This window comes from Citreicella sp. C3M06 (assembly GCF_018860705.1).
Taxonomy (GTDB): domain Bacteria; phylum Pseudomonadota; class Alphaproteobacteria; order Rhodobacterales; family Rhodobacteraceae; genus Salipiger.
On the sequence record NZ_JAHKQA010000069.1, the window covers coordinates 1 to 18,029 of the forward strand.

Sequence of the window (18,029 nt, forward strand, 5' to 3'; positions counted from 1 at the left end):
GACACCGGTCAAGTACCCCTCTCGGGACATTGCTTTGCAATGCCCTGCCGGGCAAGGGACAAGCGCAGATACAAGCGGCGCAACCGCATCGAGATCATGTTCGGCAGGCTCAAGGACTGGCGGCGGGTGGCGACACGCTACGATCGCTGTCCCAAGGTGTTCCTCTCCGCCATCGCTCTCGCGGCTCTAGTCATCTATTGGTTATGAATCCTGACCCTAGTGCGGTTTCGGGGGGAACAGCTTGCACGACGGCCGACATCATCCGCATCGCCTGATGTCCATGGCAGCCGGAGCCGGCCCACCTTGGGCAGGAGGTCTGCAAAACCGCCCATTCCATTTAGCGGCTCAACCTGAGCAGATTGCGCCCGGTTGACACAAATCAGCCCTCACAAAGATGCGCAAGAATTCGCCAGCGGTACAACTTTGCATATTGACGGCGAAGGCCTGCTGCCAAACTCTGTAGAGAAGGATTTCGGTGGCGCGCGGCGGCAAGATCTGTAGAAGCGGCGAAACGAAAAGCGTGGTCAAACGCAACAACCACAGAGCAGGAGCGCAGTTTCCCTGTGCAGGATAATGACGCAAGGCATTGGCCCACAGGTGGTTCGGTGCGAACAGAGCCGTTTCAGGTTCGCGGTCGCTTTCTTACAGCCATCGCGATCAGAATCGACGTCGAGTCGCCAGACGAGAGCTTTTATGCCGCGCTGGATGAAAAGATCAAAACCGCTGCCAATCTGCTGATCGGCGCCCCTGTCTTGCTGGATCTCGCTGCGGTGCCGGGACTGGTGAGCCGGGATCTTCTGCACAATGTGATCCGGGCGATCCGCTCCAAAGGGCTTTTGCTTTTCGGTGTGCAAAACGCCAATCCGCAGCAGAAGGCCCTCGCCGAAGAACTTGGCCTGATTCAGGTTCTGATCGGCCGGGACACGCCGCTGCAGCAGCCAACGCGTGCTGCGCCGCCGAGGCGGCAGCGTCTTGTTGAGCCCCCTGAAAACAAGATCATACGCAGGCATGTACGGTCCGGTCAGATGGTCGTGGCCGAACGTGGCGATCTGACGATTGTCGGTTCGGTCTCTTCCGGTGCGGAAGTTGTGGCCTCTGGCAATATCCACATCTATGGCACCCTGCGCGGCCGCGCCATGGCGGGCGCCACCGGCGACGCAAGCGCCAGAATCTTCTGCAGCAAGCTCGAGGCCGAGCTTCTTGCGATCTCGGGACTCTTCAAAACAAGCGAGACGATCGACTCTGACCTGCGAGGTTGCAACGTTCAGGCTTTTCTCGAAGACGAAACACTCTGCATTGAGAGGTTTGTATGACACAACTGAAAGATAAAGATCCGCTTGGCAAAGTGATCGTCATCACGTCGGGCAAAGGTGGCGTGGGCAAGACAACCTCTGCCGCAGCGATCGCTGCCGCACTGGCAAAACGCGGCCACAAGACGGTCGTGATCGATTTCGACGTCGGCCTGCGCAATCTCGACATGATCATGGGCTGCGAACGTCGCGTCGTCTTTGACTTCATCAATGTCATTCAGGGCGAAGCGCGCCTCAAGCAGGCGCTGATAAAAGACAAACGGCTCGATACGCTTTCGATCCTGCCGACCTCGCAGACCCGCGACAAGGACGCCTTGACTCAGGATGGCGTCGAGAAGGTGCTCAATGAGCTGAAAGAGCAGTTCGATTACATCATCTGCGACAGCCCTGCCGGGATCGAACGCGGCGCGCAACTGGCGATGTATTTTGCCGATGAAGCCGTTGTGGTCACCAATCCCGAAGTGTCGTCCGTGCGCGACAGCGACCGGGTTCTGGGCCTTCTGGCAAGCAAGACCAAGCGGGCCGAAGACGAAGGCACAGAGGTCAAGGCGCAGGTGCTTCTGACCCGCCATGACCAGCGCCGGGTCGATGCCGGCGAGATGATGACGATCGACGACGTGCTCGAAATTCTTGCGGTGCCGCTGCTGGGCGTTGTGCCCGAAAGCCCGGCTGTGTTGCGCGCCTCGAACGTCGGCATGCCCATCGTGCTGGATGAGCCCTCTGAGGCGAGCAGAGCCTACGAGGCTGCCGTGGCGCGTCTGCTTGGCGAAGAAGTCGACATGAGCATGAGCAAAGAGAAGAAACCCGGCTTCTTCAGCCGTCTCTTTGGAGCGCCGGCATGAGTCTCTTTGGTTTTTCGCTCAGACCACGCCGCGCCAAAACCGCGCAAACGGCAAAGGACAGGCTGCAGATCCTGCTTGCCCACGAGCGCCACGATGGGTCGGATGGGCCGGATTACCTGCCCATGCTTCAGGCCGACATTCTCGCGGTTATCGGCAAGTACATGCAGATCAAGGAAGATGACGTCGACATCCAGATGGAACGGAACGACGAGATTTCCAGCCTTGAGATCAACATCGAAATCCCGTCGGCAAAGCAGGAAAAACCCGTGGCCTCCGGGCTTAGAGGCAGAAGAGCAAGATAGCAGGGTTTTTGTCGCGCAGACCGGGTGAACTGCCCTCTTCCTCAGGCGGATTTATCCTACGGTCACGGTGACCGCTATGCCACGCGCACAATAACGTTTGAGCGCTGCGATACGCATTTGGATGTCCGCGACCTGGCGGTCGAAGTCCCGTGCCATGAAAGATTGGCCCATCCGTTTCCGGCAGAGCCTCCGCTGTCCGACCAGAACGAAGGGCGCGCATTGCATGGCAATGTCACGACAGGTTAGGTCTCTACCGTCTTCGGCAGGGATATCCGCTCCAGCATCGCCGAGGCAGTCCTGCGGCTGACGTCGACGGCTTGATGGGTGCCGGACGGCACGAGCGGGCTGACCGCCGCACGACGTGGCGCAATTCCCAGCGCGACACGGCGCTGGTGCCCCGTCTTCGCTGAACCTGCGGCCCGGGCCTGGGGCCGCCCGTGGCCGAGACCATCTGGACGGAGTTCCTGCGGTGGGTGTGCGTACCTCGCCCTGCTTTAATCGACGATGTGTAGAGCATCTTGAGCGTGGGAAGGTCTTTCCATCGGTCATACCGACCTGACTGCGGCACTCGTCGGGCAGCTTGCGCACCCCTTTCCGCGCCATCGAAACACCGCGATTACCAGCGGCGCGGCCCAGACACCGGCATGGAGGCGCCGAGGCCGGAGCCGGCGCCCTGAAGCCTCAATGCCTGCGCCATGGCTTACATCTCCACGCCGTTCTGCGCCTTGATACCATCGCGGAACGGATGCTTGACCAGCGTCATTTCGGTGACAAGATCCGCCGCCTCAATCAGTTCGGGTTTCGCGTTGCGCCCGGTCAGGCAGACATGGGTCATCTCCGGTTTCTGATGCAGCAGGAAATCGACGACCTCGTCGATATCCAGATAATCATACCGCAGGGCGATGTTGATTTCATCAAGCAGTACAAAGCGGATCTTGGGGTCGAGGATCTGCTCCTTGGCGAGTTTCCAGCCGTTTTGCGCCGCCGCGATGTCGCGTTCGCGGTCTTGGGTTTCCCAGGTGAAGCCTTCGCCCGAGACGAAGAACCGGCATTCATCGGCAAAGCGTTCGCGCAGGAACATCTTTTCGCCGGTCACCCAATTTCCCTTGATGAACTGAACCACGGCGCAGGGCATGCCATGGGCGATGCAGCGCATGATCATTCCGAACCCCGATGAAGACTTGCCCTTGCCGGTGCCGGTATGGACGATGATCAGACCCTTCTCTTCGGTTTTGGTCTGCATCATCTTGTCACGGGCCTGCTTGATCTTGCGCATCTTTTCCGCGTGGCGCGTGTTTAGCTCATCGGTCATTGACGGTCCTTGTTCTTGACAATGCAATCGGATTGCGAGCATCTGCACCCGTGTTGGTGCCTGTGTAAACAGGTGAAAAGGGAATGTGCACCCGAAGCTTTTCGGTCAAGCACAGCCGCCCCCGCGACCGTGAACGGAAGGACTGGGGATCACCGCCACTGGCCGATGGCTGGGAAGGCAGATCCACCGCAGGGCATTGCCCAAACCTCTGTGAGCCGGGAGACCTGCCAGCGCGTTTTGCCACGACCGGACGGGGTGTTCCGGTGTCGGGGATCGCTCTGCTGGTCAGTGCCGCCTCGCCATCAGACCCGCGTTCCATTTTAAAATGGGACCGAGGACCATGACAGACATACAAGACCCCGCCAGTGGGGATGGCCCGGCGACGCAGCTTCTGGTCTGCGTCAAATGCCGCCGGGGCCGGGATATGCCGCCGGACGGGCGCCGCCCCGGACAGGCGCTTTATGAGCGGATCAGGGCGCTGGAGCTGCGGCCCGGCATCAGCGTTGCGCCGGTCGAGTGCCTGCAAAACTGCGATCACGGCTGCACCGTTGCCCTGCGCGGCGGCGATGACAAATGGACCTACGTCTTTGCCAATGTCGACGAGGCGGATCATCCACAGATGATCCTCGACGGCGCCGCGCGCTATCACGCCACCAGCGACGGGCTGATCCCGTGGCGCGAGCGCCCCGAGCATTTCAAGCGCAATTGCGTCGCCCGTATCCCCCCGATGACCCTACCCGAAGAGGCCCTCAATGACTGATCTTGCGAAACTTCCCGTCACCGTGATCACCGGGTTCCTTGGCGCGGGCAAGACCACGCTGATCCGCGGGCTGATGCAGAACCCCGGCGGCAAGCGTCTGGCGGTGATCGTCAATGAATTCGGCGATGTTGGCGTCGATGGCGACATCCTCAAAAGCTGTGCGATCCCCGAATGCCCGGCGGAAAACATTCTCGAACTGGCCAATGGCTGTATCTGCTGCACGGTCGCCGATGATTTCATCCCGACCATCGAGGCGCTGATGGCGCTGACCCCGCGCCCCGATCACATCCTGATCGAAACCTCGGGTCTGGCCCTGCCCAAACCGCTGCTCAAGGCGTTCGACTGGCCCGATATCCGCTCGAAGATCACCGTGGACGGGGTGATTGCCCTTGCCGATGCCGAAGCGGTGGCGGCGGGCCGGTTTGCGCCCGACGTGGCGGCGGTTGATGCCCAGCGCGCGGCCGATGACAGCATCGATCACGAAACGCCCCTGTCCGAGGTGTTCGAGGATCAGATTTCCTGCGCCGACATCATCTTGCTGACCAAGCCCGATCTCGCCGGTCCCGAAGGCGTGGCCAAGGCCAAGGCGCTGATCGCGGCCGAAGTGTCGCGCCCCTTGCCGGTGATCGAGGTCGCGGAAGGCGCCATTGATCCGCGCATTCTCCTTGGGCTCGAGGCCGCTGCCGAAGATGACATGGACGCCCGGCCCAGCCATCACGATGACCACGGTGATCACGAGCATGACGATTTCGATTCCATCGTTGTCGATCTTCCCGAACAGGCCGATCCCGCCACGCTGGTCGCCGCCATCGAAGGTTTGGCACGCGATCACAACATCCTGCGCATCAAGGGCTATGCCGCCATCACCGGCAAGCCGATGCGCCTGTTGGTGCAAGCGGTGGGCGCGCGGGTGCGCCATCAGTATGATCGCCCGTGGCAGCCCGGCGAGGCCCGCCAAGGCAGGCTGGTGGTGATCGCCGAACATCACGACATCAACCCCGACGTGATCCATGCCGCCCTTGGCGCAGCCCGGCCCCGGGCGGCGGAGTAAACCCCGATGCATGTCGTCTTTCGCGAAAGCCACGGGCTGGAAGAGACCGAAACGCCAACCGATCTGGGGCAGGATGCCGCGGATCTGGTGGTGCTGTCGCTGTCGGATTCCGATCTCGGGGCCTTTGCGGAAGGCTGGCACAGGGGCGGCGGCCCCGAGGGCCGTCTGCCCTCGCTCAGGCTGGCCAATATCGCCGCGCTCAAGCATCCGCTGTCGGTCGATACCTATGTCGAGAACACGCTGTCCGGCGCAAAGGGCATCCTGATCCGGCTGATCGGCGGCGTGCCCTATTGGCCCTATGGGCTGCAACATATCCAGTCGCTGGCCCGCACCCATGGCATCGCGCTGGCGGTCCTGCCCGGCGACGGGCGGGCCGACAGCCGGCTGGACGAGCTGTCTACCCTGCCGATATCCACCCTGCGACGTCTGGCGCATCATTGTGACACCGGCGGGGCCATCGCCGCGCAGGCGGCATTGGCGCAACTGGCGCTGGCGGCGGGGCTCTACGCCGGCCCGGTGCAAGGCCCCAAGGCGCTGCCCTCGGTCGGGGCATGGACACCGGAAACCGGGCTGACCTGCCCTGCCGCAGTGCAGGCGCTGACGGGGCAGCGCCGCATCGTCATCGTGTTTTACCGATCCTATCTGGTCGCGGCCGATCTGGCGCCGATCAAGGCATTTTTCCACGCGCTTCGCGACCGCTGCTGCGATGTGGTGGCGCTGTTCGCCCCATCGCTCAAGGCACCAGAGGCCGCGGGCTGGCTGCGCCGCCAGATCGCGCGTCTGCGCCCGGATGCGATCCTCAACGCCACCGCCTTTTCCGGCAAGGGCGGCGATGGTCGCTCGCCGCTCGATGCCGCCGGGGTGCCGGTGTTTCAGGTGGCGCTCGCCACCTCGACCCGCGACGCATGGGCTATGGGCGAGCGTGGCCTGTCGCCTGCCGATCTGGCGATGCATGTGGTTCTGCCCGAGGTCGACGGGCGCATTCTGGCCGGGGTGGCCTCGTTCAAGCAGCCCGGCCCGCGCGATGCGCATTTGCAGTTTTCCCGCCACGCCCATCAGCCCGACCCCGAGCGGATCGACGCCATCGCCACCCGCGTCATGGGCTGGCTGGACCTTGCCGACAAGCCGCCGGTCGAACGTCGCGTCGCGCTGATCCTGTCGACCTATCCCGGCAAGGACTGGAACATGGGCCATGCGGTCGGCCTTGATGCGCCGCAATCGGCGCGGGTGATCTGCGAGGATCTGGCTGCTGCGGGATATGACACGGGCACTGGCAGCCCGCCCTGTGGCGATGTGCTTCAAACCGGGCTCGCCGCGCGCCAGACCCGCTGGCCTCTGGCGGAATACCAGAGCGCGCTGGCACGGCTACCGGCCGCGATGCAGGAGGCGCTGACCACCGCTTGGGGGGCGCCCGAGGATGACCCGGATGTCCATGACGGCGCCTTTCATTTTGCCGCCATGCCCTGCGGCAAGCTGTGGATCGCGCTGCAACCCGAACGCGGGCTGCCGGGCGGGCGCGAAGACAGCTATCACGACCTGTCGCGCGTGCCGCGTCATGCCTATGTCGCCTTCTATCACTGGCTTCAGCAGCAATGCGATGCGCTGATCCACATCGGCGCACATGGCACGCTGGAATGGCTGCCGGGCAAATCCGTCGCCCTGTCGGGAAGCTGCTGGCCCGAGGTGCTGACCGGTTCCTTGCCGGTGATCTATCCGTTCATCGTCAACGACCCCGGCGAGGCGGCTCAGGCCAAGCGCCGCATCGGGGCCGTGACATTGGGCCATATCCCGCCTCCCTTGCGCAACAGCGGCACACCGGACCGGCTGGCCCGGCTGGAGTCTCTGCTGGACGAATTTTCCAACGCCGACGGGCTGGACCCCCGCCGCCGCGACCGGCTGCAAAGCGACATCCGTGCCGAAGCGCAAACCCAAGGGATCGAGCGTGACCTAGGGCTCGATGGGGCGTCTTGCAGTGCCGAGGCGATCACCCGCATCGATCGTTTCGTCTGCGACATCAAGGACAGCCAGTTTGGCGAAGGGCTGCATATCTGGGGGCGCCCCCCGCGCGGCAAGGCGCCTTTTGCCACGGCTGGGTCCGTCGCGGCAGAGCGCCAATCGCTGCTTGATGCGCTCGACGGGCGGCGCATCGCCCCCGGTCCATCGGGGTCGCCCTATCGCGGGCGGCGCGATGTGCTGCCCACGGGCCGCAATCTGTTCACCACCGATCCGCGCGCGGTGCCGACCCGCGCGGCCCATGCTCAGGGCGCCCGGCTGGCGCAAGAGCTGATCCGCCGCCACCTTCAGGACGAAGGCGATTGGCCGCGCGGGGTGATCGTCGATCTTTGGGGTTCGGCCACCATGCGCACCGCGGGCGAGGATTTCGCCATGGCGCTGGATCTTCTGGGCGTGCGCCCGGTCTGGGATGCCGGGTCCGAGCGGGTCTCGGGCATCGAAGTGGTGCCGCTAAGCGAGTTGGATCGCCCCCGGATCGACGTCACCTTGCGGGTGTCCGGCCTGTTCCGCGATGTGTTTCCCACGCTCTCGGCGCTTTTTGCGCAGGCCGTGCGTGCGCTAGCCGCCCGCGACGAGGCAACGGACTGGAATCCCTATGTCGGGCGCGACGATCTTGCGCGGGTCTATGGCCCGGCCCCCGGCGAATTCGGTCTGGCGATGGGCGCGGCGCTTGAGGATTACACCGATGCCGGGCGGCGCATGGCGGGTGAGGCATGGCTGAGCGCCAGCAGCTGGGCGCTCGATGGCGAAACCGCCTCGCAGGACATCGTCGGCATCCGCAACCTTGTGGCACAGGCCGACGGCTTTGTTCACGCACAGGATCTGCCGGAAACCGATCTTCTGCTGGCCAGCGACTATGCCACGCATGAGGCGGGCTTTGCCGCGGCGCAACAGATCACCGGCGGGCGCGCCGCGCTCTATCATCTGGACAACACCCTCCCCGAGCGTCCCCGTGCCCGCGCCCTGACCGAAGAGATCGCCCGCGTGGTGCATGCCCGCGCCGCGCATCCCGGCTGGATCGCGGGGATGAAGCAACATGGCTTTCGCGGCGCCGCCGAGATCGCCGCGACGCTGGACAACATGGCCAGCTTTGCGCATCTGGCCGGAGCCGTTTCGCCGCATCTGTTCGACCTCTATCACGACGCCACGCTTGGCGATCCGGAAACCGACGGTTTTCTGCGCGATGCCAATCCGCAGGCGCACGCGGCGATGCAGGCCCGATTTGCCGACCTGCTGCGGGCCGGTCTGTGGCGCACCCGGCGCAATTCGGTTCTCGCCGATCTGGAGGATCTGCAATGACAGTGCCTCCCACCGTCAAGGGCTGGTGCCCCGGTGCCTACCGGCCAATGATGTCAGTCGATGGGCTGGTCGTCCGGGTGCGGCCAAGGCTGGCGCGGCTGACCGCCCTGCAAGCCGCAGGGCTGTGCGACATCGCGCTGCGGTACGGATCGGGATATATCGACCTGACCAATCGGGCGAACCTGCAAATTCGCGGCGTGGCTGACGCGGATCATGAACCGGTTCTGGCCGGGTTGAACGCACTGGGACTGCTCGACAGCGATCCAAAATTCGAGGCGCGCCGCAACCTTCTGATCGCGCCCTTCTGGGTCGAAGGCGACGTGACCGCCCGGCTTGCCCACGCGCTGCTAGATCGCCTTGCCGATCTGCCTGACCTGCCTGCGAAAATCGGCTTTGCGATCGACTGTGATCTGGCGGGTCCGCAGCTGACGCAGTGCTCGGCGGATATCAGGATCGAACAGGGCGAAACCGGGCTGATCCTGCGGGCGGATGGGGCCGCCCTTGGCCGCGCCGTGACCGAGAAAACAGCGATCCCCGCGCTGATCGAAATGGCGAACTGGCTGGCCGATCATGTCACGCCGCAGGCGCGCCGGATGGCCTCTGTCGTGGCCCACGCCCCCCTGCCCCCGGATTGGGCAAACCTGCCGCCCCGCGCCCCCGCGCGTGCGCCGAAAATCGGTCTGCATCCCCTTGGCGCGCTGGTCGGCGCACCCTTCGGGCAGATCGACGCGCGTGCCTTGGCCAAGGCCCTGACGGGCACAGCGGGGCTAAGGCTGACGCCGTGGCGCAGTTTCCTGCTCGAAGGCGCGGGGATGCCCGCGCCGGAGGAATTTATCACCGCGCCCGACGATCCGCTGTTGCGCATCGATGCCTGCCCCGGTGCGCCGCTTTGCCCCTCCGCCAGTGTCGAAACCCGCCGCCTTGCGCGGGCGCTGGCCCCAAAGGTGCAAGGCAGCCTGCATGTGTCGGGCTGCGCCAAGGGCTGTGCCCGCGCAAGGGCCGCCGATGTGACGCTGGTCGGGCGAAGCGGCAAATTCGATCTCGTGCAGGGGGGCTGTGCAGGCGACAGACCCCTCAAGACCGGGCTGCACCCCCAAGACCTGATGACCGGAGCATTCTGACACCCGATGCCGTATACCTATGAAACCGACGGGGCCGCGATCTATCGCCAGTCCTTTGCCACGATCCGGGCCGAGGCCGATCTGGACCGCTTTGCCCCCGCAGAAGAGCCCATCGTGGTGCGCATGATCCATGCCGCCGGGCTGGTCGGTCTGGAACGCGACGTGCGCCTGTCGCCGGAATTTGCCGAGGCCGCGCGCGCGGCGCTTGAGGGCGGCGCGCCGATCCTGTGCGATGCGCGCATGGTGTCCGAAGGCGTCACCCGCGCGCGCCTGCCGGCGGACAATCAGGTGATCTGCACGCTGCACGACGACGGCGTGCGCGATCTGGCGGCGCAGTTGGGCAATACCCGCTCTGCTGCCGCGCTGGAGCTGTGGCGCCCCCATCTTGGCGGGGCGCTGGTGGCCATCGGCAACGCGCCCACCGCGCTGTTTCACCTTCTGAACATGCTCGAAGACCCGGCCTGCCCGCGCCCCGCCGCGATCATCGGCTGCCCTGTCGGCTTTGTCGGGGCGCGTGAAAGCAAGGACGCGCTCTGGGCGGCGCAGCCGGTGCCCTGCTGTATCGTCGAGGGCCGTCTGGGCGGCAGCGCCATCACCGTCGCGGCGATCAACGCCATCGCGAGCCGCGCCGAATGAGCGTCGGCACGATCCACGGCGTCGGCCTTGGCCCGGGCGATCCTGACCTGATGAGCCTGCGCGCCCATCGGTTGCTGAGCAACGCGCGCCATGTCGCCTATTTCCGCAAGGCCGGACGCACCGGGCAGGCCCGCGCGATCATCGACGGGCTGCTGCCCCCGGACGTGATCGAATTCGCGATGGAATACCCGGTCACGACAGAAATCCCCCTGAGTGATCCGCGCTACAATCAGCTGCTCTCGGGCTTTTACGCCGACTGCGCCGGGCATCTGCGGGGCCTCGCCAATCGGGGCGAGGATGTGGTTGTCCTCAGCGAGGGGGATCCGTTCTTTTATGGCTCGTTCATGCATCTTTACACCCGGCTGAAGGATGAGGTTCCGATACAGGTCGTGCCCGCGATCACCGGGATGTCGGCCGCATGGACCGCCACGGGCATTCCGATCACGTGGGGCGACGATGTGCTGACCGTGCTGATGGGTACGATGAGCGCAAAGGACTTGACCGAGCGGATGAAAACCACCGATGCGCTGGTCGTGATGAAGATCGGGCGCAACATCGACAAGATCCGCGCCGCGCTGGTGGCCGCCGGGAAATACGACGATGCGTGGCTGATCGAATATGCCAGCATGCCGGGCCAGACCGTGCAGCGCCTGTCAGAGGCGGCGGGGCGGATCACGCCGTATTTCTCGATCATCGTCGTGCATGGACAGGGGCGCAGACCGTGACGGGCTGGGTAAAGATCGTCGGGCTGGGCCCGGGCGCGGATGAACTGGTAACGCCGCAGGTGTCCGATGCGCTGGCGGCAGCCAGCGATGTGATCGGCTATACTCCCTATGTCGCCCGCGTCGCGCCGCGCGCCGGGCTGACTCTGCATCCCAGTGACAACAGGGTCGAACTTGACCGGGCGCGCCACGCCCTGACGCTGGCTGCACAGGGGCACAGGGTGGCGGTGGTCTCCTCCGGCGATCCCGGAGTCTTTGCCATGGCATCGGCCCTGTTCGAGGCGCTGGAGCAGGGGCCGACCCATTGGCGCGACCTGCACATCGAGGTGCTGCCCGGCATCACTGCGATGCTGGCCGCCGCCGCGCGGGCCGGGGCACCGCTCGGGCATGATTTCTGCGCCATCAATCTCAGCGACAACCTGAAACCATGGGCCCTGATCGAAAAGCGCCTGCGCCTTGCGGTCGAGGGCGATTTCGCCATGGCATTTTACAATCCCCGGTCGAAATCCCGGCCCGAAGGGTTTGCGCGCGCGCTGGATCTGTTGCAGCAGGCCTGCGGCGATGCGCGCCCGGTGATCTTTGCGCGCGCCGTGTCCACGCCGGAGGAAGACATCCGCGTCGTGCCCCTGCCGGACGCGCAGCCCGAAATGGCGGACATGCGCACGGTGGTCGTCGTGGGCGCGTCGAACACGCGGGTGATCGACGGCGGGCAGCGGCCGATCGTCTACACGCCCCGATCGGTCCTGTCATGACCCAGCCAGCGCAGAACCGCTGCAACGTCATGCGTTTCAAGCCGCGCGGGCAAAGAAGGCCGGTCGATCATAACCACCGGAACGCCCAGCGCCCGCGCCGCCAGCAGCTTGGCCTGCGCCCCGCTGCCGCCGGAATTCTTGGAGACGACAAGATCAATTCGTTGCGTCTGCATCAGGGCAAGATCGCCCGCATAGGTGAATGGGCCGCGATCCTGTACGACCTCGCACTGCGGAAAGGGCAGCGGGGCATCCGGCGCATCGATCAGGCGCAGCAGGTAGAAATGCTGCGGATTGGGGGCGAATTCGGCAAGATGCATCCGTCCCACGGCCAGCATGATCCGCGCCGCGGGGCGGTTCAGCGCCGCGACCGCGCCTGCGATATCCGGCACATGGGTCCAGCTGTCGCCCGGCGCGGCGCGCCACGGCGCCCGGCTAAGCGCGATCAGCGGCACATCCGCCTCGGTGCAGGCGCGAACGGCATTACGGCTCATCTGTGCGGCAAAGGGGTGGGTGGCGTCGATCACATGACTGATGCGCTGCTCTTTCAGATAACGCACCAGCCCCGCCACGCCGCCAAAGCCACCGACGCGCTGCGGCAGCGGCTGGCGCACCGGACGCGCCACGCGCCCTGCAAAGGATATGGTGCCGCCAATGCCAGCCTCGCTCAGCGCAAGGCACAGCGCTGTCGCCTCGGTGGTGCCGCCAAGGATGAGGGGGTTTTGCGCCATGACTAAGGCTCCTTGGCTGACGATCATCGGGATTGGCGAAGATGCGCCGGACGGGCTGCCGCGCGCAAGCCTTGAGGCGCTTGAACAGGCGGAAATCATCATGGGCGCGCCGCGTCATCTGGCGCTGCTGCCGCCACTTGAGGCAGAGCTTGTGACCTGGCCGGTGCCCTTCGCGGACGGGATCGACATCTTGCTTAGCCATCGCGGGCGGCGCGTTGCCATGCTGGCCTCGGGTGATCCCTTCTGGTTCGGGGCGGGGACCAGTGTAACCCGCCACCTTGCGCCCGGGGACTGGCGCGCCCTGCCCGGTGTGTCGACCTTTTCGCTGGCGGCCAGCGTGATGGGCTGGCCGCTGGAAACGACGCGCTGTTTCGGGCTGCACGCGGCCCCGCTGACCCGGCTGCGCCCGGCGCTGGCGGCCGGCGTGCGGCTGATTGTGCTGCTGCGCGACGGGGCGGCAGTGCGGGCCTTGGCGCAGTATCTGAGGGCACAGGGCTGGGGCGAGTCCCGGATCAGCGTGCTGGAATCGCTGGGCGGGCCGCAAGCCCGGCGCAGCGATCTGCGCGCCGCCGACGGTGTGACCGGCGATCCTGCCCACCCGGTCTGCGCGGCCATCGAGATTGCCGGCACGGGCACGGCGGTGCCGCTGACCAGCGGGCGACCGGACGCGCTGTTTGACAGTGACGGCACGATGACGAAACGCCCCGTGCGGGCGCTGACCCTGTCGGCGCTGGCCCCGCGCCCGTTCGAACATCTTTGGGACATCGGCGGCGGATCGGGCTCGATCGCCATCGAATGGCTGCTGAGCGATCCGAGCCTGAGCGCCACGACCATCGAACGACACTCTGCCCGCGCCGCGCGCATTGCGCAGAACGCCGCCGCCCTTGGGGTGGACCGGTTGCAAATCATCGAGGGCGACGCCCCGACCGCGCTAGAGGGCTTGCAAACCCCCAATTGCGTCTTTGTCGGCGGCGGGCTGTCCGCGACGCTTCTGAGCTGGCTTGAGGCGCGCCTGAAGGTCGGCACGCGGCTGGTGGCCAATGCCGTGACGCTGGAAAGCGAAGCCTTGCTGATGCAAGCGCAGGCGCGGCTGGGGGGCGATCTGCTGCGCATCGATCTGGCCCGCGCCGCGCCACTGGGGCCGCGGCGCGGCTGGAAAGCCAGCTATCCCATCGCGCAATGGGCGGTGACGCTATGATCGTCGCAGGGTTTGGATTTCGCAGCGGGGCGGATGAAAGCAGCCTGCGCAGCGCGCTTGATCTGCACGGCATCGCCCCGGACCGCCTTGCCACCGCAGCGGCCAAGGCGCAGGCCGCGCCCTTCACCGGGCTTGCGCGGACGCTTGGCCTGCCCATGGTCGCGGTGCCTTCCGATCACCTTGAAAACCAGCCGGTGCTGACGCAATCCGACGCGTCGCGCGCCAGCTACCGCACCGGCAGCGTTGCCGAAGCGGCGGCGCTGGCCGCGGCAGGGCCCGGCGCGTGCCTGCTCTCGGCGCGGCTGATTTCCCCAGACAGGCTGGCAACCTGTGCAATCGCGATAGGAGACGCGACTTGACCGTTCACTTCATCGGCGCCGGTCCCGGCGCAGCGGATCTACTGACCCTGAGGGGCCGTGACATCATCGCGGCCTGCCCGGTCTGCCTCTATGCCGGATCGCTGGTGCCAGAGGCGATCCTTGCCCATTGCCCCGAGGGGGCAGAGATCATCAACACCGCAGCGCTGGATCTGGACGCCATCATCGGGCATATCCAGACCGCCCATGCCAAGGGGCAGGATGTGGCACGGCTGCATTCGGGGGATCTGTCGGTCTGGTCCGCCATGGGCGAGCAGATGCGCCGGTTGCGCGCGCTGGATATCCCCGTTTCCGTCACGCCGGGCGTGCCGTCCTTTGCCGCCGCCGCCGCCGCGCTTGGCACCGAGCTGACCTTGCCGGGGCTGGCGCAATCGGTGGTGCTGACCCGCACGAGCGGGCGCGCCTCGAGCATGCCCAAAGGCGAAACGCTGGCCAATTTCGCCGCCACTGGGGCGACGCTGGCCATTCACCTGTCGATCCAGAACATCGCCGCCGTCACCGCCGAGCTGACCCCGGCCTATGGCGCCGACTGCGCCGTTGCCGTGGTCTATCGCGCCAGCTGGCCCGATGAGCAGATCATTCGCGGCACACTGGGCGACATTGCCGGGCGGCTCGGCGCAGAGATCACCCGCACCGCGCTGATCCTTGTCGGCCCGGCGCTCGCTGGCGAAGGCTTTGACGAAAGCTGCCTCTATGCGGTGGATTACGACCGGCGCTACCGACCGCAAACGGCAGACAGCCCCTGGGCAGGATGGAGCCACGGCGATGATTGATCCAGCCGCCCTTCCGCCCGGCCTGCTGATCTCGGCCCCGTCTTCGGGCACTGGCAAGACCACGGTGATGCTGGGCCTGCTGCGAGCGCTGCATGACGAGGGGCTGTCGGTACAGCCCTATAAATCCGGCCCCGATTACATCGATCCCGCGTTTCACCGCGCCGCCTCTGGGCGAGCCTCGTTCAATCTGGATAGCTGGGCGATGGGGGCCGACCTTCTGGGCGCACTCACGGCGCAGGCGCAGGGCGCGGATATCTGTATCGCCGAAGGGTCGATGGGGCTGTACGATGGGGTCGCCACACGCGGCCAAAGCGGGTTTGGCAGTTCTGCCGAAACCGCGATGCACATGGGCTGGCCGGTGGTGCTTGTGGTCGATGTCAGCGGGCAGGCGCAATCCGCCGCCGCGACCGCGCTTGGGTTTTTGGCCTACCAGCCCGATCTGCCCTTTGCCGGGGTGATCCTGAACCGCGTGGCATCCCCGCGCCATGAGCGGCTGGCACGACTGGGGATGGAGCGGGCCGGAGTGAGGGTGCTGGGCGCCCTGCCCCGGCGCGGCGATCTTGCCCTGCCAGAGCGGCATCTGGGCCTTGTTCAAGCCGCCGAGCATCCCGATCTGGAGGCCGCGATCACCGCCTACGCCGCCTTCCTGCGCGCGCATGTCGATCTGGACGCGCTGCGAAGCGCCGCGCGGGGGCGGCATGGTCTAGCAGCCGCGCGCCCGCTGCCATCGGCACCGGCGGGGCGGATCGCGCTGGCGCAGGATGCGGCGTTTTCCTTTACCTATCCGCATCAGCTGCAAGGCTGGCGCGCGGCGGGCGCGGAAATACTGCCCTTTTCCCCCTTGGCCGACGAGGCCCCCGACGCCAGCGCCGATCTGGTCTGGCTGCCGGGCGGCTATCCCGAACTGCACGCCGGACGGCTGGCAGCAGCGCACAACTTTCGCGACGGGCTGATCCGCCACGCCCAGACGCGGCCCGTTCACGGCGAATGCGGCGGCTATATGGCGCTTGGCGCCGCGCTGATCGACAAGCAGGGCACCGCACATCAGATGGCCGGTCTGCTCGGCCTTGTGACCAGCTATGAAAAGCGCAAGTTTCATCTGGGCTATCGGCGCGTCGATCTGCTGGCCGCGATGCCGGGGCATGCTGTGGGGGCGCAGTTGATGGGCCATGAATTCCATTACTCGACCATCATCGAACAACCCGATGCGCCGCTGGCGCGGGTGACGGATGCCGATGGCGCGCCGGTGCCCGAAACCGGATCGCGCCGAGGCCATGTCACCGGCACGTTCTTTCACCTCATCTCCGCACAAGAGGCCCCGCGATGACCGGCTTTGTCAGCTTCGTGGGCTCTGGCCCCGGCGATCCCGAATTGCTGACGCTCAAGGCGGTGGACCGTCTGAAACGGGCCGATGCCGTGCTGTTTGACGATCTCAGCGCTGGCCCGATCCTTGCCCATGCGCGCAGTGGGGCCGACCTTGTCGGGGTCGGCAAACGCGCCGGGCGCGCCTCGCCCCGGCAGGATCACGTCAGCCGCCTGCTGGTGGATTACGCCCGGATCGACCAACGGGTGGTGCGGTTGAAATCCGGCGATGGCGGCCTGTTCGGTCGCCTCGAGGAAGAGCTGCTCGCCCTGCGCGCCGCCGGGATCCCCTATGAGATCATCCCCGGCGTCCCCTCCGCCGTGGCGGCGGCGGCGGCGGCAGGCATCCCCCTGACCCGTCGCCTGACGGCGCGCCGGGTGCAGTTTGTCACCGGCCATGACGTGACCGGCAAATTGCCGGGCGACATCAGCCTGACCGCGCTGGCCGATCCGGCCGCGTCGACCGTGATCTTCATGGGCAAGCGCACCTTTCCGGGGCTTCTGGCGCAGCTGCTGGCGCATGGGCTGCCGCCGGGCACGCCCGCAATCCTTGCCGAGGATGTCAGCCGCCCCGAACAGCGCATCACCCGGTCGGACGTCTCCGATCTGGCCGAGCGGCTGTCGCATGAGTTCGGCGACAGCGCGGCGCTGATCCTCTATGGCCCGCTGGCCGAGGCGCCGTCATGACGCCCGCGCCCCTCGATCTCTGGCTGATCGGCATCGGCACCGGCAGCCCGGCGCATGTCACCGGCGAGGGCATGCAGGCGCTGCGCGACGCGGCGGTGATCTTGGTGCCGCACAAGGGCGCGGGCAAGGATGATCTTGCCGCGCTGCGCCACGACATCCTGAGGGCCAGCGGCACGCAGGCGCAGGTCATCGGCTTTGACTACCCGCAGCGCGACCCTGCCCTGCCCTATCGCGAACGTGTCGCGCATTGGCATGACGAGATCGCCCGCCGCTGGCAGGGCGCTCTGGCCAAGGCAAAACGGTCCGGCCCGGTGGCGCTGCTGGTCTGGGGCGATCCGTCGCTCTACGACAGCACGCTGCGCATCGCGCGCCGGCTTGCCCCCGTGCCGCGCGTGCGCGTGGTGCCGGGCATCACCGCTATTCAGGCCCTGACGGCGGCCCATGCGCTGACGCTGAACACGGTGAATGGCCCCGTGACCATCACCACCGGGCGAAGCTTGCGCGATCACGGCTGGCCCGATGGCGCCGAGACGCTGGTGGTGATGCTGGATGGCGATTGCGCCTTTCAGACCCTGCCGCCCGAGACACATATCTGGTGGGGCGCCTTTCTGGGGATGCCCGAACAGATTCTGGACCATGGCCGGATCGGCGATGTCGCGCAGCGCATCATCGAGGCGCGGGCCGAGGCGCGTGCGCGCCATGGCTGGATCATGGACACCTATCTGCTACGGGCGCAAACCGCTGATCCCTAAGCCTCGCGCCACGCATTACCAATTGACGCGGC

At 66.1% G+C, this 18,029-nt stretch carries 19 protein-coding genes, 1 pseudogene and 1 riboswitch; of the genes and pseudogenes, 17 read left to right on the top strand and 3 right to left on the bottom strand.

Annotated features, from left to right (window positions below):
* The 4 genes from KO516_RS14540 to minE form a co-directional block, all read left to right on the top strand.
* On the top strand, nucleotides 1–207 hold a 207-nt coding region (locus KO516_RS14540; protein ID WP_216002816.1), incomplete at its 5' end, for a transposase.
* A 356-nt stretch (nucleotides 208–563) separates the two neighbouring features.
* Nucleotides 564–1,313 (top strand): septum site-determining protein MinC, encoded by a 750-nt coding sequence (gene minC / locus KO516_RS14545; protein ID WP_216004508.1) that lies wholly within the window; start codon nucleotides 564–566, stop codon nucleotides 1,311–1,313.
* Nucleotides 1,310–2,152, top strand: a complete 843-nt coding sequence (minD, locus tag KO516_RS14550; protein WP_216004509.1) for a septum site-determining protein MinD — start codon at nucleotides 1,310–1,312, stop codon at nucleotides 2,150–2,152. Before minC ends, minD begins: the two co-directional genes overlap by 4 nt.
* Nucleotides 2,149–2,454 carry a cell division topological specificity factor MinE gene (gene minE / locus KO516_RS14555; RefSeq protein ID WP_216004510.1) on the top strand — a complete coding sequence of 102 codons (306 nt, stop codon included), beginning with the start codon at nucleotides 2,149–2,151 and terminating at the stop codon, nucleotides 2,452–2,454. Before minD ends, minE begins: the two co-directional genes overlap by 4 nt.
* A gap of 51 nt (nucleotides 2,455–2,505) precedes the next feature.
* Here the strand turns inward: minE and KO516_RS24320 are convergent.
* Together KO516_RS24320 and cobO are read right to left on the bottom strand one after the other, a co-directional pair.
* Nucleotides 2,506–2,637 (bottom strand): annotated as a pseudogene (locus KO516_RS24320) (IS5/IS1182 family transposase); the annotation flags it as partial.
* Between the two features lie 517 nt (nucleotides 2,638–3,154).
* Nucleotides 3,155–3,766 (bottom strand): cob(I)yrinic acid a,c-diamide adenosyltransferase, encoded by a 612-nt coding sequence (cobO, locus tag KO516_RS14560; protein WP_216004511.1) that lies wholly within the window; start codon nucleotides 3,764–3,766, stop codon nucleotides 3,155–3,157.
* 37 nt (nucleotides 3,767–3,803) lie between these two features.
* Nucleotides 3,804–4,013: riboswitch (cobalamin riboswitch) on the top strand.
* Between the two features lie 93 nt (nucleotides 4,014–4,106).
* Between cobO and KO516_RS14565 the strand changes: the two genes are divergently transcribed.
* The 7 genes from KO516_RS14565 to cobJ are packed head-to-tail and all read left to right on the top strand — an operon-like array spanning nucleotide 4,107 to nucleotide 12,120.
* Nucleotides 4,107–4,526 (top strand): DUF1636 domain-containing protein, encoded by a 420-nt coding sequence (locus tag KO516_RS14565; RefSeq protein WP_216004512.1) that lies wholly within the window; start codon nucleotides 4,107–4,109, stop codon nucleotides 4,524–4,526.
* A complete protein-coding gene (gene cobW, locus KO516_RS14570; RefSeq protein WP_216004513.1) occupies nucleotides 4,519–5,577 on the top strand; it encodes a cobalamin biosynthesis protein CobW in 1,059 nt (352 codons plus the stop codon). The genes KO516_RS14565 and cobW overlap by 8 nt, the downstream gene beginning before the upstream one ends.
* A 6-nt stretch (nucleotides 5,578–5,583) precedes the next feature.
* Complete coding sequence (gene cobN, locus KO516_RS14575; RefSeq protein ID WP_216004514.1) at nucleotides 5,584–8,889, top strand: cobaltochelatase subunit CobN; 3,306 nt, start codon at nucleotides 5,584–5,586, stop codon at nucleotides 8,887–8,889.
* Nucleotides 8,886–10,010 carry a cobalamin biosynthesis protein CobG gene (locus tag KO516_RS14580; protein WP_216004515.1) on the top strand — a complete coding sequence of 375 codons (1,125 nt, stop codon included), beginning with the start codon at nucleotides 8,886–8,888 and terminating at the stop codon, nucleotides 10,008–10,010. Before cobN ends, KO516_RS14580 begins: the two co-directional genes overlap by 4 nt.
* 6 nt (nucleotides 10,011–10,016) lie before the next feature.
* Nucleotides 10,017–10,646: a precorrin-8X methylmutase gene (locus KO516_RS14585; protein WP_216004516.1), complete on the top strand. Its 630-nt coding sequence runs from the start codon at nucleotides 10,017–10,019 to the stop codon at nucleotides 10,644–10,646.
* On the top strand, nucleotides 10,643–11,371 hold the full coding sequence (gene cobI, locus KO516_RS14590; protein ID WP_216004517.1) for a precorrin-2 C(20)-methyltransferase: 729 nt from the start codon (nucleotides 10,643–10,645) through the stop codon (nucleotides 11,369–11,371). The genes KO516_RS14585 and cobI overlap by 4 nt, the downstream gene beginning before the upstream one ends.
* Complete coding sequence (cobJ, locus tag KO516_RS14595; RefSeq protein WP_216004518.1) at nucleotides 11,368–12,120, top strand: precorrin-3B C(17)-methyltransferase; 753 nt, start codon at nucleotides 11,368–11,370, stop codon at nucleotides 12,118–12,120. The genes cobI and cobJ overlap by 4 nt, the downstream gene beginning before the upstream one ends.
* On the opposite strand, the gene KO516_RS14600 is transcribed toward cobJ, so the two are convergent.
* A complete protein-coding gene (locus KO516_RS14600) occupies nucleotides 12,093–12,848 on the bottom strand; it encodes a cobalt-precorrin-6A reductase (RefSeq protein ID WP_216004519.1) in 756 nt (251 codons plus the stop codon). The genes cobJ and KO516_RS14600 overlap by 28 nt on opposite strands.
* Between KO516_RS14600 and cbiE the strand changes: the two genes are divergently transcribed.
* Genes cbiE through cobF form a run of 6 tightly spaced genes read left to right on the top strand, consistent with a single transcriptional unit; the run spans nucleotide 12,847 to nucleotide 17,997 of the window.
* Nucleotides 12,847–14,046: a precorrin-6y C5,15-methyltransferase (decarboxylating) subunit CbiE gene (cbiE, locus tag KO516_RS14605; protein ID WP_216004520.1), complete on the top strand. Its 1,200-nt coding sequence runs from the start codon at nucleotides 12,847–12,849 to the stop codon at nucleotides 14,044–14,046. The two genes, KO516_RS14600 and cbiE, sit on opposite strands and share 2 nt — an antisense overlap.
* The gene (locus KO516_RS14610) at nucleotides 14,043–14,405 is read left to right on the top strand and encodes a cobalamin biosynthesis protein (RefSeq protein WP_216004521.1); all 363 of its coding nucleotides are present in this window, start codon (nucleotides 14,043–14,045) and stop codon (nucleotides 14,403–14,405) included. The genes cbiE and KO516_RS14610 overlap by 4 nt, the downstream gene beginning before the upstream one ends.
* Nucleotides 14,402–15,196 (top strand): precorrin-4 C(11)-methyltransferase, encoded by a 795-nt coding sequence (gene cobM / locus KO516_RS14615; protein WP_216004522.1) that lies wholly within the window; start codon nucleotides 14,402–14,404, stop codon nucleotides 15,194–15,196. Before KO516_RS14610 ends, cobM begins: the two co-directional genes overlap by 4 nt.
* Nucleotides 15,189–16,523: a cobyrinate a,c-diamide synthase gene (locus tag KO516_RS14620; RefSeq protein WP_216004523.1), complete on the top strand. Its 1,335-nt coding sequence runs from the start codon at nucleotides 15,189–15,191 to the stop codon at nucleotides 16,521–16,523. The genes cobM and KO516_RS14620 overlap by 8 nt, the downstream gene beginning before the upstream one ends.
* Nucleotides 16,520–17,245 (top strand): uroporphyrinogen-III C-methyltransferase, encoded by a 726-nt coding sequence (gene cobA, locus KO516_RS14625; RefSeq protein WP_216004524.1) that lies wholly within the window; start codon nucleotides 16,520–16,522, stop codon nucleotides 17,243–17,245. Before KO516_RS14620 ends, cobA begins: the two co-directional genes overlap by 4 nt.
* On the top strand, nucleotides 17,242–17,997 hold the full coding sequence (gene cobF, locus KO516_RS14630; RefSeq protein WP_216004525.1) for a precorrin-6A synthase (deacetylating): 756 nt from the start codon (nucleotides 17,242–17,244) through the stop codon (nucleotides 17,995–17,997). The genes cobA and cobF overlap by 4 nt, the downstream gene beginning before the upstream one ends.
* Nucleotides 17,998–18,029 lie beyond the last annotated feature (32 nt).